Genomic DNA, 20,698 nt, shown 5'->3' with positions numbered 1-20,698 from the left:
GTATTGTAAGCTCCATTCAGGAAAAGAGGGAATAAATGAACGATATTATTTTAAAAAAGCTTAAGGAGATTGAACACGCGCATCATGTTAAAATACTCTTCGCAGTCGAATCAGGCAGCCGTGCATGGGGTTTTCAATCACAAGATAGTGATTATGATGTGCGCTTTGTATATATCAATCAACCTAATTGGTACTTATCCATTGATGAGAGAAGAGATGTTATAGAGTTTCCCATAGATGATATGCTGGATATCAACGGTTGGGACATTAGAAAGGCTTTGAAGCTATTCAGAAAATCGAACCCCCCGCTGCTCGAATGGTTAGTTTCAGAAATTATTTATTATGAGGCATACAGCTTTAGGGATGACATGTTAAAACTTAGACACCAAGTGTTTTCACCAAAAGCTTCACTGCATCACTATCTAAGTATGGCTAAGGGAAATTTTAGAGAGTACCTGCAAGGAGATCTAGTTAAAATCAAAAAATACTTTTACGTACTTCGTCCCATATTAGCTTGTAGATGGATTGAAAAACACAATACTAATCCACCCATTTCGTTTCATGAATTAGTATCTGATGGGGTTGATGATCCATATTTAAAAAAAGAAATTGAGCAATTGCTAAGAAGAAAAATGGCAGGAGAGGAATTAAATCTAGAGAATAGAGTGGATGTTATTAATGATTTTATTGATGGTGAATTACTACGCTTGACAGAGTATGCAAACTCTTGTGTCAGCGTATTAAAAGATCCTACAGATGCATTAAATGAAGCATTTAGACATTATTTAAAAAAGGTGTGGGACTGATTATTTATGAAGATTAACATGCAATCAAATATGAATGTCTCTCCGGAACTTCTATGGTCGAACTTGAAAAATACATCCACTTTTCTTAAGGTGGGAGCCCCACTAATGAAATTTAAATATTTTGATAAAAAAGCCTATTGGCGGCAGGGTGAAACTTATAAGCTTAGCATGTACCTATTTGGCATCATTCCGATGGGACGCCATGAAATTACCTTTGTAAAAATTGATGACTCTGTAAGAAGGATAGCTACGGATGAAAAGGGACAGATGATAAAGTCATGGCAGCATACAATGAAGGTGCTTGTTGGAATGGATGATCAAACTAGTGTTTTTCGAGATGAATTATCCTTTAAGAACGGTCTGTTAACTTTGCCCACTTACATGGGGGTATATCTGTTTTTTACATATAGGCATTTTAGAATCAAGCAGTTAATCAGAAAAGGTTTAATATTCTAAAAGCCGGACGGCTAATTTGTCAAAATAAAAGGCTGAATTTATTTGACCTATATTATCCTCCCAGTCTGCTATCCAAGAGGAAAGGCTTGCAAGGTATTCTTCTAAATCGATTTTATAATCAATAAACCACTGGTCGTAAATTATTGTCATGAAATTGTTTATTTGCAATTCTTCTAAAAGATTTTTGATTTCCTTATATTTTTCTTCGTTATTTACTGATAACATAACGATTTTTATTCGCTTTATAAATATATTAACGAGCGCTACTTTACAAAGATGAAAAAAAAGTTTAAACACAATTTTTTGGGTTCATACCTTCCAAATGAGGGCTGCCCCAATTCATTTTTGCTGCATAGTTAATTTGGATATGCTTCCTTGAATTTCACCCATTTATTCCTGACCGCGAGCGCTTTCTCCCTTTACAGTCGTATCATCCTTATATTGACGATTAAACAAACGAGACTTAACATGACAACCAACGGAACAAAACAGATACCGATGAGATATATAATTTGTAACAAGGCTAATTGTATTGATTCTGGTGTTCAATTCTGTTGCAACTTCTTATTTTGGTTTGAAGCTAACGAATGGTGAGTCAATTATAAAAAGTGTATCGCATTTATCGTTACACGATAGTTACAGAAAAAAAGGTTGGACAAGGAATATTCCTTGTCCAACCTTTTTGAGTTTCATTTTATTTAAAGAAGAGTTGTATCATGCGAGTTAATCGTGAGTGTGACCTACGTTGGTCATTTATTAAGGCATCTGATTATCTAATCTGCGATACTGAATAGCCTCAGCGACATGCTGGGCTTCTACGGCATCGCTTGTTTCAACATCTGCAATAGTACGAGCAAGCTTGAGAATACGATCATAAGCGCGCATGCTTATTCCGAGCGCATCAAAGGCATTTTCAAGCAAACGGATGGCATCTTGGTTAAGATTAACCGTTCTGCGCAGGGCAGATCCCGATAAATCGCCATTAGTTAAAATCCCGCTCGCTGCAATGCGCTCCCGTTGAAATTCTCTTGCTGTGAGAACCGTTTGTCGCATTTGAGCCGATGTAAGTGATGGACCCGCCTTGACATTGTCAAACGAAATCGGGCGGGGCACTTCAAGCTGAAGATCGATGCGGTCAAGCAACGGTCCCGATATTTTAGAACGATAACGGCTAATGTTCGATACGCTGCAGATACACCTTTTTTCTCCGTATTCATGCCCATAATAACCGCAGGGACAAGGGTTAAATGAAGCGGCCAGCATCAGGTTGGCAGGGAACTGAAATACTGCTTTGGAACGTGAAATAGTGACGATTCGATCCTCAAGCGGTTGTCTTAATACCTCTAGAACATGCCTTGGAAATTCAGGCAGTTCATCAAGGAACAGAACGCCTCTATGAGCAAGAGTAACTTCTCCCGGCTTTGGAATGGAGCCTCCACCGATAAGTCCGCCTGTAGAGATCGTATGGTGGGGGGCGCGAAATGGGGGATGAGTAATTAGACCTTGGTTGCCTTCCGACAGCTTACCAGCGACACTATAAATCTTTGTTACTTCTAAAGCCTCCTGCTCGTTTAATAAGGGTAAGATACCTGGCAAACGACGTATCATCATCGTCTTTCCCGTACCTGGAGGTCCGCTTAGCAAAATATTGAATTTCCCGGCCGCTGCTATTAGCATCGCGCGCTTTGCTTGATACTGTCCAATGACATCCCCGTAATCACCAAGCTCCTTATGAAACACATGAGCCGAGATGTTATGATCATTCATAAAATCAGTTGCACTATTATGACGTTCAAATCGAATATGATCCCAGTCGCTTTGATTTTGTTTTTGTAAATCTAGATCTTTCAAGTGTGTTAATGCAAATAGCTCCATATCGGAGATCCATGCTGCTTCAGCAACGTTTTCTATGGGAAGCAGTACGCGATTAATACCGGAGTGCTTCGCTTGCTCGATCATAGCTAACACTCCGGCTACGGGTCGAATACCGCCGTTTAGGGAGAGCTCGCCAATTAGCAGCGTTCGTTCAAATGGTACAGCGCTGATTTGCCCGCTCGCAGTTAGAATGCCAGCAGCAATTGCCAAATCAAACGCAGTGCCTTCTTTGCGAAGGTCAGCAGGTGCCAAATTTACAGTGATTCGATCCATCGGGAATGTAAATCCACTATTTTTAAGAGCTGCTCGAACGCGTTCCACAGACTCACGTACTGCCGGGTCGGGAAGACCAACGATATTAACTTGAGGTAAACCACTAGTAATGTCAACTTCTACAGAAATGCTCTTGCCATCGACTCCGTATACACTTGCGCTTTGAATTAGACTGAACATAACAAAAAAAGCACCCCCATCTTTCGAATGAAGGTGCTTCCTTACCATTCCGTTCCATTTTTTATGAAGTTGAAGATATCATAGTGTAATTTATATTAAATTGTCAATCTTAAAAAAAATCGAAAAAACCTGTGTATGACATGATATATAAGGTTATACTAACGGCGAGGTTTGTCTATTTTCGATTGATTAGACTTGTTTGATCTCAAATTGAGATGAAACCCATATCAAAAAGGACGAATTCTTTATTAGTGAAAATGAGGTAACCGCTGAAGAAAGATGCTATGATAATAGAGGTTTGTGTACATATGACTGATTTCAGTCTGTGAAATGGAGGATTTCAACAATGAATATCCATGAGTATCAAGGGAAAGCAGTCCTTAAACAGTATGGTGTAGTCGTACCTGAAGGTAAAGTAGCCTTCACTGTAGACGAAGCTGTTGAGGCGGCTAAATCGCTCGGAACACCAGTCGTTGTCGTGAAAGCACAAATTCACGCAGGCGGCCGGGGTAAAGCGGGCGGAGTTAAAGTAGCGAAAAGTATCGATGAGGTGCGCGCCTATGCAAGTGAAATTCTTGGCAAAGTGCTCGTTACACACCAAACAGGTCCTGAAGGTAAAGAAGTTAAACGTCTTCTTATTGAGCAGGGCTGCGATATTAAGAAAGAATATTATATCGGCGCTGTATTAGACCGCGGTACGGGTCGTGTCGTTATAATGGCTTCGGAAGAGGGCGGCACTGAGATTGAAGAAGTTGCTGAACACTCCCCGGAGAAAATTTTCAAAGAGATTGTTGATCCTGCTGTAGGTTTGCAAGCTTTCCAAGCTCGTAAATTGGCTTATGCGATTAACATTCCGAATGAGCTTGTGAACAAAACGGTTAAGTTTATGATTTCCCTCTATACAGCATTTGTAGAGAAGGATGCTTCGATTGCAGAAATCAATCCGTTAGTCATTACTGGCGATGGACAAGTTATTGCGCTTGATGCGAAACTAAACTTTGATTCCAATGCGCTTTATCGTCACAAAGATATCGTTGAGCTTCGTGATTTGGAAGAGGAAGATGCTAAGGAAATTGAGGCATCCAAATACGACCTTAGCTACATCGCGCTTGACGGCAACATCGGTTGCTTAGTTAACGGTGCTGGTCTAGCGATGGCGACAATGGATATTATCAAGTACTACGGCGGCGACCCTGCTAACTTCCTGGACGTAGGGGGCGGTGCAACAGCAGAGAAAGTTACTGAAGCGTTCAAAATCATTTTGTCTGATGAGAAGGTTAAAGGTATTTTCGTTAACATTTTCGGCGGCATCATGCGTTGTGACGTTATTGCTAACGGTGTTGTTGAAGCAGCGAAGCAAGTCGGTCTTGATCGTCCGCTAGTTGTGCGTCTAGAAGGTACAAACGTAGAGCTCGGCAAAAATATTTTAAAAGAATCGGGATTGAACATCGTGGCTGCAGATTCGATGGCGGACGGCGCTCAGAAGATTGTCGCTCTCGTGAAATAAGATAACTTGCTGTGCGGCTAAGTCCGCATACGAATTCATTCAGGGGATGTGAGTTAAGAGTGAGTATTTTGGTTAATAAAGATACAAAAGTAATTACACAAGGTATTACAGGCGCTACTGGCTTATTCCATACCAAAGGCGGATTGGAATACGGTACGCAAATGGTAGGCGGCGTAACACCTGGTAAAGGTGGAACGAACGTTGACATTACACTTGAAAACGGAACTCTCGTTTCCCTTCCTGTATTTAATACGGTTGCTCAAGCTGTAACTGCTACTGGTGCTAACGCGTCGGTTATCTATGTACCCCCGGCATTTGCTGCGGATGCAATCATGGAAGCTGTTGACGCTGAGCTTGATCTCGTTATTTGTATTACAGAAGGTATTCCAGTGCTTGATATGGTTAAAGTAAAACGTTATATGGACGGCAGTAAAACTGTTCTTATCGGACCAAACTGTCCGGGCGTTATTACACCAGAAGAGTGCAAAATCGGAATTATGCCTGGATACATTCATACCAAAGGTCATGTAGGCGTTATTTCTCGCTCAGGAACTTTGACGTATGAAGCGGTACATCAGCTGACAACTCGCGGAATTGGACAATCTTCTGCTGTAGGTATTGGCGGAGACCCTGTTAAAGGCTCTGAGTTCATCGACATCTTGAACCTATTCAATGAAGATCCGGATACTTATGCGGTCATCATGATTGGCGAAATCGGTGGGACAGCTGAAGAAGAAGCTGCAGAATGGATCAAAGCTAACATGAAGAAGCCGGTTGTTGGATTTATCGGTGGCGCTACAGCGCCTCCGGGCAAACGGATGGGACATGCTGGTGCGATCATTTCAGGCGGTAAAGGTACAGCAGCTGAGAAAATCGCTACGCTTGAAGCATGCGGCATTAAAGTAGCACCTACGCCTTCCGAAATGGGCTCAACACTAGTTAGCGTATTGGAAGAGCAAGGCTTGCTAGAAAAATGTATTACGCATAAAAAATAATATAAATATCTTTAAAGGTAAGCAACCTTTCAACGACCCGAAATCGGGAGTTGGAGGGTTGCTTTTTTTTGTTGATTTGTAAGCTTATATAATAGTATTCGCATATTGTTCTGCTTATATATCTTTGTGAAACGATTGTAATTGTACTGAAGCTCAGCGGTAGACGTTGACGCTTGTATGCCATTATTTTATCGGTTGACTTGCAATCTAGTGCTGTGTAACGCACAATAGATAAGAATGCAAGCCAGCCCTAATGAAGAAGGGGTTGGATATTATGTTCAATAATAAAGATGTTCGCAGACAAATGGTGATTGCTTTTCATGAAATTCCAGGCATAGGCTGGCACGCAATTCAGAAAGCCGTCCAACATCAATTTTGGAATAAACAATCATGGAGTATAGAAGATTTACTAGCAATCGGCTTAAAGCGTAATCAAGCTCTCGCAGCAGCTGAGCGCTACGAGCGTTGTCCATGGATACTAACAGAAGATCCTTCTCCCGCAATCGCTGAAGCGGGCGCTGTAGCGCTTACGCCGTTCGATTCAAGCTATCCTCCAATATTACGGGAGATTGCTCAGCCTCCATGGGTGTTATATGCGAGAGGGAGGATTGAGCTCCTGCAGCGTCCTGCAATTGCTGTGGTTGGAACAAGAGTGCCAACAGCGTATGGAAGACATTCTGCTTCTGCATTAGCTGAGGAGTTGTCGGCTGCAGGATTAACTGTTGTTAGCGGACTAGCGCGTGGAGTGGATAGCAAAGCTCATGAAGCTTCCTTGTATGGAGCGGGTGGTACGATAGCTGTACTTCCAACACCTATCGATCGATGCTACCCACCGGAGAATGAGTCGTTATTTCACAAAATAGCCGAACATGGCTTACTCGTTTCGGAGACACCTATCGGTACACCGCTTCACCCGGGTCAGTTCCCGCAGCGGAACCGAATAATTGCGGCATTATCAGTGGGCACCGTTGTCGTTGAGGGCGCTATTCGCAGCGGGTCGCTTATAACAGCGAAGCATGCCTCTGAGATGTCTCGAGAAATTTTTGCCATTCCTGGACCGATTTCTTCTCCGAAGAGCGAGGGTCCGAACGAGCTGATTAAACGCGGAGAAGCGAAGCTAATCAGCGGAGTTAGTGATATTATTGTTGAGCTTGAATGGTTGCCTGCAGCAATTGCTGTACATAGACAGGCAGAAGAAACACTGAGTGAAACAAGCAGCAACTCATCTACACCATTGTCGCGAGATGAGCTTAAATTAATTGCTTTTTTACAAGATCAACCGCTATCTATAAACGAATTACACGAGCTGTCAGCTATTCCGTTTGGACAATTGAGCGCACTTCTGCTAAATTTATGTATAAAACGGAAAATAGAACTGCAGCCCGGGTCCATATACATTGCATTGTAACTTGCAGTAAAGAGAGGAGGCGCCTCACATGGCAGATTCATTAGTAATCGTGGAATCACCCGCCAAGGCTAAAACGATAGGTAAATACTTAGGCAGCAAATATATCGTTAAAGCATCAAATGGACATATTCGCGATTTGCCCAAAAGCCAGATCGGCGTCGAGGTTGATAATGATTTCAATCCAAAATATATAACTATCCGAGGTAAGGGCAGCATTCTGAAGGAATTAAAGGATGCCAGCAAAAAAGTGAAACACGTCTATCTAGCAGCCGATCCGGATCGCGAAGGAGAAGCAATTGCTTGGCATTTGGCTCATTATTTGGAGCTGGATGAGACGGATTCCTGTAGAGTTGTATTTAATGAAATTACGAAGCAAGCGGTTAAGGATGCATTCAAAACACCGCGCAAAATTAATATGGATTTAGTGAATGCGCAGCAAGCTAGGCGTATACTGGATCGCTTAGTTGGTTACAAAATAAGTCCATTGCTTTGGAAAAAAGTGAAAAAGGGCTTATCTGCTGGCCGTGTGCAATCTGTGGCTGTAAAGCTGATCATAGACAGAGAAAACGAGATCGACGCATTTGAACCGGAAGAATATTGGTCGATAACAGCGAAGCTTAGCCATACCGGCATTCCTTTTGACGCGAAGTATTATTCAGTTAGCGGTGAGAAGCGCGAGCTTGGTAAGGAAGCGGATGTACAAGAAGTTCTACTCGCTATGAAGGGCAATCATTTCACGGTGTCTGAAGTAAGAGAGAAAGAGCGTTTACGGAATCCGTCTCCGCCGTTTATTACGAGTTCACTGCAGCAAGAGGCAGCGAGGAAGCTTGGCTTTCGCGCATCCAAGACAATGTCTGTTGCACAACAGCTTTATGAGGGTGTTGAGCTAGGTAAAGAGGGTACTGTCGGTTTAATTACCTATATGAGAACCGATTCTACGCGTATTTCGCCTATTGCCCAGGAAGAAGCAAAGGAATACATTACGGAAAAGTACGGAGCAGCTTTTGTTCCTGAACAGCCGAGAGTTTATACAAAGAAAAACAGTAATGCACAGGACGCGCATGAAGCAATTCGTCCAACTTCAATTATGCGTGATCCAGAATCAATGAAGCCGTTCACGAGTCGAGATCAATTGCGTTTGTATAAGCTCATATGGGAACGATTTATTTCTAGCCAAATGCAGTCAGCTGTACTTGATACGATGACTGTAGATATGCAGGCAGGAGATACGGTGTTTAGAGCGGTTGGATCTAAGGTGAAGTTTGCTGGATTCATGAAGGTCTATGTAGAAGGTAATGACGATGGAACGGTTGAAGAGCATAAGTTTTTGCCGCCGTTAACTGCAGGTGATGTCATTACATCTGAGTCGGTCGACCCTAAACAGCACTTTACACAGCCGCCACCGCGGTTTACGGAAGCGAGACTAGTGAAAACACTAGAGGAGCTCGGTATAGGACGTCCAAGTACGTATGCTCCAACACTGGAGACGATACAGAAACGTGGCTATATAGCTATGGAAGAGAAGAAATTCATTCCGACAGAACTGGGTGACCTTGTTATTCAGCTTATGGAAGAGTTTTTCCCTGAAATTTTGGATGCTGAGTTTACAGCCAATATGGAAGGAAACCTCGACCACGTGGAGGAGGGCACTGAAGATTGGGTAAAGGTGCTTGCGAATTTTTACGAAACATTTGAGAAACGGTTAGAAGTAGCCGAAGAAGAAATGAAGGAAATTGAAATTAAAGACGAAGTATCCGATGAGATCTGTGAGAAATGCGGAAATCATTTGGTTTACAAAATGGGTAGATTCGGAAAATTCCTAGCCTGCTCAGGATTTCCGGAGTGTCGCAATACGAAGCCAATCGTGAAGGATATCGGCGTTACATGTCCTAAATGTGCGCAAGGTAAAATCATTGAACGGCGTAGTAAAAAAGGTCGTTTTTTCTATGGATGCGATCAATATCCTGGTTGTGACTATGTATCATGGGACAAACCGACAGGAAAGCCTTGTCCAGTGTGCGACGCAATGCTAGTAGAGAAGCGCAACCGCAACGGTGCTAAGCTGAATTGTACAGCTTGTGATTATTCCATTGAGGTTCAAGAAGATGATGATCCAGACATAGAGAATGGATAAATACTTTCAAAAACCTACACTCGTCAAAATATAGGTAGAAAACTTCAACTGCAACAATCCGTCCTCCCTGACTAGGGAGGACACCGTTATTATACGAGCCTGTGAAATCATTTACTTAGATGACTCCAATACAAGCTCACAATCACCCTCCCGAATAAGGGAGGGTTTAAGTATCAAATGGACTGAACATTCAAACTAATTAGGGCATTAGCAATTAATCGGTTGGCATGTTTGGTGATTGAACCAAAGAGTTCCATTCAGGGTATCATAAGTCTCGAAAAAGGCAATTCATCAGCAGTCGGATTGTGTTTGTAAATTTAACTAGTTCAGAATGTGAAACTAATGGGACGAAGAATGGGAAAAGTGACAGATTAGTTTCAGAAGATAAAGCTAATCTGCCGAAATGGTGCTTATATCGAGCCAACCTAGTGATTTAGTTCATCCAATGACACTAATTCATATCTCAGGCCTTACCTCGCCCAATTAATTTCAATATGTGAAACTAATGAAGTTGATTCCCGATAAATCGTGCTTAGTGTTTATCCACTAAAAGGTTGAAAAAGCTGCTAATCCGCTATATGGAATGGACTTACTTTATACTGAACAGTTCTCGAATACAGAATAAGCTAATGAAAGTTAGAACACATATAGCAAAGCTAGAACGCTCGAAAATTAGTTATAACACACCAGATCGAAAGTAAGTTAGAACACATATAGCAAATCTAGAACGCTCGAAAGTAAGTTAGGACACACACATAGCAAAGTTGGAACGCTCGAAAGTAAGTTTTTACGAGTTGGTCATACCAAAGTAAAGCGTGTCCCGCAAGGGCAATAGCRATCCACCATAAAAGGTAACTCACAGCGAACTCCGTAACTCCCACGTTAGTCCAATTGCAGGTGTCCAGAGGGTGCAACCCTCGGGGCCCTCCCTTGGAAGGGAGGGTTTGGGTGGGTTCGAAACGCCTTTGAAGGTTTAGGTAGAAGCCTTTGAAGGTTTGGTAAGATCCTTTGAAGGTTTAGGTAGAAGCCTTTGAAGGTCGGGTAGAAACCTTTGAAGGTTTGGTAAAATCCTTTGAAGGTTCAGGTAGAAGCCTTTAAAGGTTTGGTAAAAGGCCCTATGCATGGTTTGGGTAGAACAACAACATAACATTATCGAAGGGATTGGCTAATTTGTCACAACCACAAAAAGTAACCGTCATTGGAGCAGGCCTAGCAGGAAGTGAGGCAGCATGGCAAATCGCATCGCAAGGAGTTCCTGTTGTATTATATGAAATGCGCCCAGTAACTAAAACGCCAGCTCATCATACGAATCAATTTGCGGAGCTTGTATGCAGCAACAGCTTGCGTGCAAACGGACTAGCTAACGCTGTTGGTGTATTAAAAGAAGAAATGCGTCAATTAGATTCACTTATTCTAAGCTGTGCCGACCAGCATGCTGTTCCGGCTGGAGGAGCTTTAGCTGTTGACCGAGACGGATTTTCGGGGGAAGTAACCCGCAGACTCCACGAGCACCCGCTTGTAGAGGTGCGTAACGAAGAAGTAACGGAAATTCCGACCGATGGTATTGTCGTCATCGCAACTGGACCTCTTACTGCACCAGGGTTGTCCTCACAAATTCGTGAACTGCTTGGAGAAGAATATTTTTATTTCTATGATGCAGCAGCACCTATCATAGATAAAGATTCTATCGATATGAATAAAGTATATCTTGCTTCACGTTATGATAAGGGAGAAGCCGCTTATTTGAACTGCCCAATGACGGAAGAGGAATATGATATTTTCCATGAAGCGCTCATCACGGCTGAAACAGCGGAGCTGAAGGAATTTGAGAAAGAGATTTATTTTGAAGGCTGTATGCCGATTGAAATAATGGCTAGCAGAGGTAAGCAAACCGCTTTGTTCGGTCCTATGAAGCCTGTTGGCTTAATGAATCCACATACCGGGGAACTGCCGCACGCTGTTATTCAATTGCGTCAAGATAATGCAGCAGGGACTTTATATAATATGGTTGGTTTTCAGACCCATCTCAAATGGGGTGAACAAAAACGAGTTTTCTCGCTAATTCCAGGTCTAGAAAATGCAGAATTTGTTCGGTTTGGTGTTATGCACCGCAATACATTTATTAACTCGCCTACGCTTTTGAAGTCGACTTACCAGCTCAAAAATCGTGAGACACTCTTCTTTGCTGGTCAAATGACAGGGGTTGAAGGTTATGTAGAATCAGCTGCTTCAGGCCTTATTGCCGGTATTAACGCTGCGAGGCTCGCTCTAAACCTTGAGCCAATCACATTGCCTGAACAAACGACACTAGGAAGCATGGCTCAATATATTACAACGGCGGACTTTAAGCATTTCCAACCGATGAATGCAAACTTTGGGTTATTCCCGCCGTTAGAGAAAAGAATGAAAAGTAAAAAAGAGAAAAATGAAGCAATTGCGAATCGCGCATTGGAAAGCATCGAGCAATTTAAAAAGGAACATTTGCTCCATTTGACCGTAGAGTAGGTAATCTTTTCGAAAAAATGTTGTTTATTGCTCACGATGGGGCAATCATCCCCATTTATCTAATAAAATAGAGGAGGCAAAGCGATGGAAATGCAATTTCATGCGACTACTATTTGTGCTGTAAGACATAACGGGAAGGGTGCGATAGCCGGTGACGGACAGGTGACCTTCGGAAATAGCATGGTTATGAAGCATACAGCAAAAAAAGTAAGAAGATTGTATCGTGGACAAGTGGTTTCAGGTTTTGCTGGTTCAGTTGCAGATGCGATTACATTGTTTGAGAAATTCGAGGCGAAACTTGAGGAACACCATGGTAATTTACAGCGTTCTGCTGTAGAGCTCGCTAAGGAATGGCGCTCGGACCGTGTGCTTCGTAGGYTTGAGGCGATGATGCTTGTATTGGACAAAAGCGGATTGCTCCTTATCTCAGGTAATGGTGAAATTATTGAACCGGATGACGGTCTATTGGCTATTGGTTCAGGTGGCAGCTTTGCCTTGTCGGCAGCTAGAGCTCTTAAGCGTCATGCTCCTGAAATGGAAGCTAAAGAAATGGCACGTGCTTCACTTGAGATTGCTTCAGAAATTTGTGTGTTTACGAACAATAATATTATCGTTGAAGAAATAGAATAAATCGATAACTACTTATTATGATTAGTATGCCGAGCTTTGAATAGCGTTATAAATGAGTAAATAGCGGAGGGGATTTTAAAATGGGAAATGATGCATTGACACCGCGTCAAATCGTGGCGGAGCTCGATAAGTATATTGTAGGTCAAAAACCAGCGAAACGGTCGGTTGCAATAGCGCTTCGCAATCGTTATCGGAGAAGCTTGCTTGATGAAACGATTCGTGATGAGATTGTTCCAAAAAATATTTTGATGATTGGCCCAACCGGTGTAGGTAAAACGGAAATAGCACGCCGTTTAGCCAAGCTCGTGAAAGCACCTTTCGTCAAGCTTGAAGCTACTAAGTTTACTGAAGTAGGTTATGTTGGCCGAGACGTTGAGTCTATGGTACGAGATCTGATCGAAACCGCCATTCGAATGGTAAAGACCGAGAAGACTGAGAAGGTAAAGGACAGAGCAGAAAAGCTGGCTAACGAACGAATTGTTACGCTTCTCGTTCCGACGGCGGTGAAGGCGAAGTCTCAAAAGAATCCTTTTGAAATGTTGTTTGGTAACCAACAACAAGAGAGTGATGATAATGATGAACCTGAGGTAGATAACTCAATTCATCAAAGGCGTTCGCAAATCAAGGAGCAGCTAGCAGCAGGCAAACTTGAGAATGAAGTTATTGAAATTGAGGTGGAGGACTCTTCACCAAATATGATGGATATGCTTGCGGGTCAAGGACCTGAAGGTATGGGAATGAATATGCAGGAGCTTTTTGGCCAACTGATGCCGAAGAAGCATAAGAAGCGTAAGCTGCCAATTAAAGAAGCACGCAAAGTATTGATACAAGAAGAAGCAAACAAACTAATTGATATGGATGATGTCATTTCTGAGTCCATTATTCGTGCGGAGCAATCCGGCATAATTTTCATAGATGAAATCGATAAAATCGCTAGTCCTTCACGTGGATCAGGTCCAGATGTATCGCGAGAAGGCGTACAACGAGACATTTTGCCTATTGTAGAAGGATCAACGGTCATGACAAAGTACGGCCCTGTTAAAACGGACTATGTTTTGTTTATTGCAGCAGGTGCTTTCCACATGGCTAAGCCTTCCGATTTAATTCCAGAACTACAAGGACGTTTCCCGATTCGTGTAGAGCTTACCAGCCTGAGCTTGGATGATTTCGTTAGCATTCTAAAAGAACCTAAAAACGCGCTTACGAAGCAATACGCTGCACTTTTGAGTACAGAAGGCATCCAAATTGAATTTTCAGATGAAGCCATTCATGAACTTGCATCGATCGCGGCAGATGTAAATCGAAATACAGAAAATATTGGTGCACGTAGACTGCATACAATTTTAGAAAAGCTATTGGAGGATTTATCCTTTGAAGCACCTGAGCTCTCCTTGGAAAAAATGATCATTACACCTGAGTATGTTCGAGAGAAGCTAGGTAGTATTGCGAAAAATAAAGATTTAAGTCAATATATACTGTAGTGTTATGAGTTTTGGGAGGCATTAGAATGACTTTACTTACAAAAACAAGAACGTTGAATCGTTTGCTGCAACGCGCCGCAGGCAAAGCACTTAGCTTCAGGGAAATGGCCGAAGTGCTATGCACGACTATTCAAACCAATGTATTCGTCGTCAGCCGCAAAGGGAAAATACTTGGTTGTGCAGCTGTCGATGTTTATGATCATGATTTTATTCGTACACTATCGGTTGATGAGCTCCGATTTACACAAAAAATAAATGCTCGTTTTCTAGATATGCAAGAATCAATGACGAATGTGAAGCCAGATGTAGGTGTTTACGAGACGTTTCCAAGATTGGGCGACCAAGATATAATGACTGTTGTACCAATTATTGGAGGAGGAGATCGTTTAGGAACATTAGTTCTAACACGTATGTCTGGAGTCTTTGATGATGATGATCTAGTACTTGCGGAGTACGGATCAACAATAGTTGGAATGGAAATCTTGCGAGAGAGAACGGAAGAGATTGAGCAAGAAGTTCGAAGCCGGGCTGTCGTTGCAGTGGCTGTAGGTTCACTTTCTTTTAGTGAATTAGAAGCGGTTGAGCATATTTTTGAAGAACTAAGCGGTAAGGAAGGCTTGCTTGTAGCATCGAAAATCGCTGATAGAGTAGGTATTACACGTTCTGTAATCGTAAATGCACTGAGGAAGCTAGAGAGTGCTGGTGTCATTGAAACGAGGTCTTTAGGAATGAAGGGCACCTACATTCGAATATTAAATCACCAGCTTCTTCAAGAGCTCGAAAAGGTTAAATTGAAAACATAGGTCTTAAAGATCACTTCAACCCTATCTTTTTTTAAAGATAGGGCTTTTTTCTCATTGTAATAAATTAGGTAAATGATGACTATTATTAAGTCAGCATAAATCGACATGTTTGTCTCATTTTTTTAATATTTAATGTCGAACAAAGCAGGAATGAGTGATATTCTGTTGAATAACTAGATATGTAATCATCTAAGTGAAAGTGGTGAAACTGCGTGGATTTGTTGGGTGGCGCTGCATTTGGGAGAATGGAAAGAGCAGTTCAAGCAGCCGAGTTGCGGCAACGCGTCATTTCAAACAATGTGGCTAACGGAGATACGCCGCATTTTAAGCGATCTGAAGTGTTATTTGAGGAATTGTTGGAACAAACAATGGGTGGTAATCAGCAGGGACAGCTAATAGGGAAAAGAACTAACCAAAAGCATATCCCAATTGGTGCAGGAGCATCTACAACACCAATGGCTCAAGTAATTACAGACGAGACAACTTCGATGAACAACAACGAGAACAATGTCGATATTGATCGTGAAATGTCGTTGCTAGCCAAGAATCAATTAAGCTATAACTTCTATATCCAACAAATCAATCATGAAGTAAGAATGCTTCGCACAGGAATTGAAGGGAGAGGCTAATAGGTGAAATTGTCAACTGGATTTGATATTAGCGCTTCTGCTTTATCTGCCCAACGTTTGAGGATGGATGTAATTTCATCTAACATCGCGAATGCGGAAACTACACGTGCTAGTTATGTAAATGGCCAATTTCAACCCTATAAGCGAAAAATGGTCGTAATGGAACCGATGCAGCAATCATTCTCCAATGTGCTTTCTCAACAACTTGGAAGCAATAAGGCATCACTAGGAGTAAAAGTGACTAGAATTACAGAAGACCAGACACCTAATAAACTTGTTTATAATCCAACGCATTCAGATGCAGATGCCAATGGATATGTGCATATGCCGAATGTAGACATAGCAAAGGAAATGGTGGATATGATTGCGGCCACTCGTTCATATGAAGCGAATGTAACTGCAATCAATGCATCAAAATCGATGTTTGTCAAAGCGTTGGAAATAGGTAAGTAATTGATAAATAAGGGGGGATATTGATGATACAACCGATTTCACTCGGTCAGCTTGCAACGAAAGCAATTGAAGCAAAACCTGTTCAACAAGCTACTCCTGCTGAGATGACACAAAATTTTGGTCAATTTTTGCAAAATGCGATTGAAAGTGTTAGTGCACAAGAAAAAAACGTACATAAAATGAACGACAAATATTTAATTGGCGAGGTCGATGTAACACAAGTGTTGATCGCTTCAGAGAAAGCACAGCTGAGCTTGCAACTTACCTCACAAGTCCGCAATAAAGTGGTCGAAGCATACCAAGAAATAATGCGGATGCAGATCTAAACATACTTTTTTTTAAATAAGCATAGCATCTGGGTGAGGTGAAATTGTGAACGAGAGAATCGCCCAATATCGAGCAAGGCTTACGCAATTCTGGGGCCAGATGGGCAGAAGACAAAAAATATGGTTGGGGGCTTCGATTGTCGGATTGCTGTTAACAATTGTATTGTTAACAATCGTATTTACGAGAACCGATTACGAGATTGCTTTTCAAAACCTTGATTCAACGGATGCAGCTGCCATTATGCAACATTTAGACAGCAGTGGGGTTCCTTACCAGCTAAGCCAAAATGGCAAAAGCATATCTGTACCAAGTACAGAAGCATCACGAGTTAAAGTTGATGTAGGTTCACAAGGGCTTGTTCAAAATGGTTCGATCGGATTTGAGTCATTTATTACAAATTCATCAGCCTTCGGTACAACTGAAAATGAATTTAATGTTAAGTATTTAAATGCATTAAACGGTGAGATTCAGCAGTTGTTGAATGGCATGCAAGGTGTGGAAAGTTCTAACGTACTAGTGAATTTGCCAGAAGAGAGTGTATTCCTGACTGTTGAAGACGCAAAACGTGCATCTGCATCCATCATGTTGAATTTCGCAGTAGGCTATCGACCGAGTCAGAAAGAAATTGATGGCTATTATAACTTAGTTAAAACAGCAGTCCCTAACTTAGCTGTTGCTGACATTACCATTTCAAGTCCGCAAGGAGAGCTTTTATCATCAGATACTGGTGGAGCTGCTGTAGGAAATTCAGATGCGATAGATGCTCAATTTCAAATTCAACGTAAGTATGAAACAGAATTGAAAAAGAACATCCAGCAATTTCTTGGGCCTATAGTAGGCTCGAATAACCTTGTAATCAGCGTAGCTAGCAGCTTGAACTTTGATAAGAAGCAATCAGAGGAAATGCTCGTAACACCACTGCCAAACAATAATAATAACGGAATTATCATTAGTGAAGACATTAAAAGCAGTACATCAACAGGTCAATCTGGACAAGCTGGCGGTGTGGCAGGTACTGGTGAGACTGATGTACCAGGATATGAAGCAGCTTCAACGGGTGAGAATTCCGCTGAAACAAACTCACAAATACGGAATTATGACGTCAATCGCATTAATAATAAAATTGAGTCAGGACCGTTTGCAATTAAGGATCTCTCAATCAGTATCGGTGTTGAGCAAGATAAACTAAATGAAGATCAAAGCAAAGCTGTTAAATCATACTTGATTGCTCTCGTAAGGGCACAGCTTGCCGAGTCAGGCCAAGATGTGAATGACGATGTATTAATCGAGAAGAAAGTATCGATTATTGCGCAAGCCTTTGCGGAAGGCAGTGCGGCTAAAGAAACAAACAGTATATCAATGCCATGGGTTATAGGTATAGGAATTGCAGCACTTGCGCTTATCGCCGGACTTATCTTCATGCTCGCTCGTAGACGTAAGAAAGCAGACGAAGTGGAAATGGAATTAGCAGCACCTGCAGTAGTCGAATATCCAACGCTTGATCTGGAAAGTGTCAATAATGACAGTCAAGTACGCAAAAATCTTGAAACACTTGCCAAACGTAAGCCGGATGAGTTCGTAAACCTTCTCCGTACTTGGCTCGTGGATGAATAGAGGTGTTCCATTGTCGAAATTATTGCAAGGGATAAGTGGTCGTCAGAAGGCTGCCATTTTACTTATTACTCTTGGTCCTGAAGTATCAGCTCAAATATTCAAACATTTGCGTGAAGAAGAAATTGAACAACTGACTTTAGAGATTGCTAATGTACGTAAGGTTGATAGCACAGATCGAGAAACGATATTAAGCGAGTTTCACCAAATTTGTTTAGCTCAGGAATATATCACGCAAGGCGGTATATCTTACGCGAAAGATATTTTGGAGAAAGCGCTTGGAGAACAGAAAGCTTTGGAAGTGATTAACCGTTTAACGGCTACTTTACAAGTACGACCTTTCGATTTTGCTAGAAAGGCAGAGCCGACTCAAATTTTGAATTTTATTCAAAATGAGAATTCACAGACGATTGCACTAGTTCTTTCTTACTTGCAATCTGAGCAATCATCACAAATTTTGTCTTCTCTGCCGCAGGAAAAGCAGGCTGACGTTGCAAGAAGAATTGCATTAATGGATAGCACATCCCCTGAAGTGATATCACAGGTTGAGCGTGTGCTTGAACAAAAGCTTTCAGCTACAGTTACACAGGATTATACGAATGCAGGTGGTATCGATTCTATCGTTCATATTTTGAATGGTGTCGACAGAGGTACGGAACGTACCATTCTAGATGCACTCGAAATTCAAGATCCAGAGCTTGCAGAAGAAATAAAGAAACGGATGTTTGTTTTCGAAGATATTGTCAATATCGACAATCGTTCCATTCAACGAATTATTCGCGATATCGAAAATTCAGATCTTCAGCTTGCACTTAAAGTGGCAAGTGAAGAGGTACGTGAAGCGATCTTCCGCAATATGTCGAAACGGATGGCGGAATCATTTAAAGAAGAAATGGAATTCATGGGACCTGTACGATTACGTGATGTAGAAGAAGCACAAACACGTATTGTTGCTACCATTCGCAGGCTAGAAGAGTCAGGTGAAATCATCATCGCACGCGGTGGAGGAGACGATATCATTGTCTAATTTGATAAAATCTTCGAGTGTTATTTCAGTCGAACAGTTAAAGCAATTAGTAATCTTACAGCATCGTAATGACCAAGTAGATTCTACTGTCGAAGTGCAAATTGATGATGAAGATAACTTGCCTGACGAAGAAACCATTTCATTACGAGATCAAATCTTGAGTGATGCTCAGTCGTTTGCTGAAGAGGTATTACGTGAAGCATCGCAGTCAAGTGAACAGAAACTTCTTGATACTGAGCAACAGATTGAAGTCTGGTGGCTGCAAAAGCGTGCCGATGATGAAGCTGCTTCTGAAGCATCGAGACTAGCAGGCTATGAGCTCGGTTATAACGAAGGCGCTGTACAATCAGAAATTCAATTAAATGAACAATGGGAACAAAAGCTTACTGAAGCATCAGTCGTATTGAAATCCGCCTATGAGATGCGTGAACAAATTATCCAAGAAGCGGAACCTTTTCTTGTGGAGCTAAGTTGTGCGATTGCTGAGAAAATAATTGGTCAACAGCTAACTTTAGCACCGGAGATGGCTATTGAACTCATTCGTAAATCATTATCCAGACGAAGAGAACAAGGTGTCATTACACTGTGTGTCGCTCCAGGACAACTAACGTTTGTCCAAGCTGCAAGAGAAGAACTGCATTCTGCAATTGATTCACAAGCAGAGCTGCAAATCCTTCCAGATTCTACGGTAAAGGATAACGGCTGCGTTATTCGTTCTGCATATGGCAGTATTGATGCACGTATTGACACTCAGCTATCCGAGATTAAACGTGAGTTAATCAACTTGGCTCATCATAGTGACGAAGAGCGAGGTCATACGGATGAAAGTGAGTAAGCTTGATTCGCAGAAATATATCGAACATTTGCATCCATTAGATCCTGTAAGAATTAACGGGAAAGTAACACAGGTTATCGGTCTTACAGTCGAATCCGAAGGTCCAGACGCCAGTATTGGAGATGTATGTCACATCTATCCATCGAATGGTGTAAAGCCCTTGAAAGCTGAAGTTGTCGGATTTCGAGAAAATAAAGTTATTTTAATGCCTTTAGGTGATCTTCATTCCATCAGCCCAGGCTGTGATGTTGTAGGAACAGGTAAACCACTTACGGTACAAGTTGGCTCTGAACTGCTTGGCAAGGTGCTGGATGGTCTTGGAAATCCGCTTGATGGATCTTTTTTACCAAGCCGAATGCCGCATTACTCTACCCACAATGAACCGAGTAATCCACTAAAGCGACCTCGTGTAGTCGAACCGCTTGGCATAGGTGTGCGTGCGATTGATGGCCTGCTTACAGTTGGACAAGGTCAAAGGGTTGGTATTTTCGCCGGCTCCGGTGTTGGAAAGAGTACATTGTTAGGTATGATTGCTCGAAATACAACAGCAGATGTAAATGTTATCGCACTTATCGGTGAACGCGGCAGAGAAGTTCTCGAATTTATCGAGAAGGATCTTGGCCCAGAAGGCTTAGCGCGTTCAGTTGTAATCGTAGCTACATCTGACCAGCCTGCATTAATTCGGATGAAGGGTACTTTGATTGCTACAACGATTGCAGAATATTTTCGAGACCGCGGGCTAAACGTTATGCTGATGATGGAT

The 20,698-nt window shown here is 42.0% G+C and carries 18 protein-coding genes and 1 pseudogene; 17 read left to right on the top strand and 2 right to left on the bottom strand.

The window, feature by feature from the left end; genetic code table 11:
• The first annotated feature begins 35 nt into the window (after nucleotides 1-35).
• Together AC1DWN_RS05135 and AC1DWN_RS05130 are read left to right on the top strand one after the other, a co-directional pair.
• Nucleotides 36-806, top strand: a complete 771-nt coding sequence (locus tag AC1DWN_RS05135; RefSeq protein WP_477557863.1) for a nucleotidyltransferase domain-containing protein — start codon at nucleotides 36-38, stop codon at nucleotides 804-806.
• Nucleotides 807-911: 105 nt separating this feature from the next.
• On the top strand, nucleotides 912-1,262 hold the full coding sequence (locus tag AC1DWN_RS05130; RefSeq protein ID WP_477557862.1) for a hypothetical protein: 351 nt from the start codon (nucleotides 912-914) through the stop codon (nucleotides 1,260-1,262).
• Here the strand turns inward: AC1DWN_RS05130 and AC1DWN_RS05125 are convergent.
• A complete protein-coding gene (locus tag AC1DWN_RS05125; RefSeq protein ID WP_477557861.1) occupies nucleotides 1,251-1,487 on the bottom strand; it encodes a hypothetical protein in 237 nt (78 codons plus the stop codon). The genes AC1DWN_RS05130 and AC1DWN_RS05125 overlap by 12 nt on opposite strands.
• Nucleotides 1,488-2,018: 531 nt before the next feature.
• Nucleotides 2,019-3,590, bottom strand: a complete 1,572-nt coding sequence (locus AC1DWN_RS05120; RefSeq protein ID WP_477557860.1) for a YifB family Mg chelatase-like AAA ATPase — start codon at nucleotides 3,588-3,590, stop codon at nucleotides 2,019-2,021.
• A 346-nt stretch (nucleotides 3,591-3,936) separates the two neighbouring features.
• Between AC1DWN_RS05120 and sucC the strand changes: the two genes are divergently transcribed.
• The 15 genes and pseudogenes from sucC to fliI form a co-directional block, all read left to right on the top strand.
• Nucleotides 3,937-5,097, top strand: coding sequence for an ADP-forming succinate--CoA ligase subunit beta (gene sucC / locus AC1DWN_RS05115; protein WP_477557859.1), 1,161 nt, complete (start codon nucleotides 3,937-3,939; stop codon nucleotides 5,095-5,097).
• 59 nt (nucleotides 5,098-5,156) lie between these two features.
• The gene (gene sucD / locus AC1DWN_RS05110) at nucleotides 5,157-6,092 is read left to right on the top strand and encodes a succinate--CoA ligase subunit alpha (protein ID WP_477557858.1); all 936 of its coding nucleotides are present in this window, start codon (nucleotides 5,157-5,159) and stop codon (nucleotides 6,090-6,092) included.
• A 274-nt stretch (nucleotides 6,093-6,366) separates the two neighbouring features.
• Nucleotides 6,367-7,500: a DNA-processing protein DprA gene (gene dprA, locus AC1DWN_RS05105; RefSeq protein ID WP_477557857.1), complete on the top strand. Its 1,134-nt coding sequence runs from the start codon at nucleotides 6,367-6,369 to the stop codon at nucleotides 7,498-7,500.
• A gap of 28 nt (nucleotides 7,501-7,528) precedes the next feature.
• Nucleotides 7,529-9,634 (top strand): type I DNA topoisomerase, encoded by a 2,106-nt coding sequence (topA, locus tag AC1DWN_RS05100; protein WP_477557856.1) that lies wholly within the window; start codon nucleotides 7,529-7,531, stop codon nucleotides 9,632-9,634.
• 1,170 nt (nucleotides 9,635-10,804) lie between these two features.
• Nucleotides 10,805-12,139, top strand: coding sequence for an FADH(2)-oxidizing methylenetetrahydrofolate--tRNA-(uracil(54)-C(5))-methyltransferase TrmFO (gene trmFO, locus AC1DWN_RS05095; protein WP_477557855.1), 1,335 nt, complete (start codon nucleotides 10,805-10,807; stop codon nucleotides 12,137-12,139).
• Nucleotides 12,140-12,223: 84 nt separating this feature from the next.
• Nucleotides 12,224-12,769: an ATP-dependent protease subunit HslV gene (gene hslV, locus AC1DWN_RS05090; protein ID WP_477557854.1), complete on the top strand. Its 546-nt coding sequence runs from the start codon at nucleotides 12,224-12,226 to the stop codon at nucleotides 12,767-12,769.
• A gap of 80 nt (nucleotides 12,770-12,849) precedes the next feature.
• Nucleotides 12,850-14,250, top strand: a complete 1,401-nt coding sequence (gene hslU / locus AC1DWN_RS05085; protein WP_477557853.1) for an ATP-dependent protease ATPase subunit HslU — start codon at nucleotides 12,850-12,852, stop codon at nucleotides 14,248-14,250.
• A gap of 26 nt (nucleotides 14,251-14,276) precedes the next feature.
• Entirely contained in the window at nucleotides 14,277-15,053 is a 777-nt protein-coding gene (codY, locus tag AC1DWN_RS05080) for a GTP-sensing pleiotropic transcriptional regulator CodY (protein ID WP_477557852.1), read from the top strand.
• Nucleotides 15,054-15,265: 212 nt separating this feature from the next.
• Nucleotides 15,266-15,682 (top strand): flagellar basal body rod protein FlgB, encoded by a 417-nt coding sequence (gene flgB / locus AC1DWN_RS05075; RefSeq protein ID WP_477557851.1) that lies wholly within the window; start codon nucleotides 15,266-15,268, stop codon nucleotides 15,680-15,682.
• 3 nt (nucleotides 15,683-15,685) lie between these two features.
• The gene (gene flgC, locus AC1DWN_RS05070; RefSeq protein WP_477557850.1) at nucleotides 15,686-16,135 is read left to right on the top strand and encodes a flagellar basal body rod protein FlgC; all 450 of its coding nucleotides are present in this window, start codon (nucleotides 15,686-15,688) and stop codon (nucleotides 16,133-16,135) included.
• Between the two features lie 23 nt (nucleotides 16,136-16,158).
• A complete protein-coding gene (gene fliE, locus AC1DWN_RS05065; RefSeq protein WP_477557849.1) occupies nucleotides 16,159-16,461 on the top strand; it encodes a flagellar hook-basal body complex protein FliE in 303 nt (100 codons plus the stop codon).
• Nucleotides 16,462-16,507: 46 nt separating this feature from the next.
• Entirely contained in the window at nucleotides 16,508-18,076 is a 1,569-nt protein-coding gene (gene fliF, locus AC1DWN_RS05060; RefSeq protein WP_477557848.1) for a flagellar basal-body MS-ring/collar protein FliF, read from the top strand.
• Nucleotides 18,077-18,086: 10 nt separating this feature from the next.
• Nucleotides 18,087-19,100, top strand: coding sequence for a flagellar motor switch protein FliG (fliG, locus tag AC1DWN_RS05055; protein ID WP_477557847.1), 1,014 nt, complete (start codon nucleotides 18,087-18,089; stop codon nucleotides 19,098-19,100).
• Nucleotides 19,093-19,935, top strand: a complete 843-nt coding sequence (locus tag AC1DWN_RS05050; protein ID WP_477557846.1) for a FliH/SctL family protein — start codon at nucleotides 19,093-19,095, stop codon at nucleotides 19,933-19,935. Before fliG ends, AC1DWN_RS05050 begins: the two co-directional genes overlap by 8 nt.
• Nucleotides 19,922-20,698, top strand: a pseudogene (gene fliI / locus AC1DWN_RS05045) (flagellum-specific ATP synthase FliI); the annotation flags it as partial. The gene AC1DWN_RS05050 and the pseudogene fliI, both read left to right, overlap by 14 nt.

The organism is Paenibacillus sp. P4_A7 (genome assembly GCF_056402455.1).
Note: the sequence above shows the minus strand (reverse complement) of the source record. Positions and strands in the feature narration are given on the sequence as shown.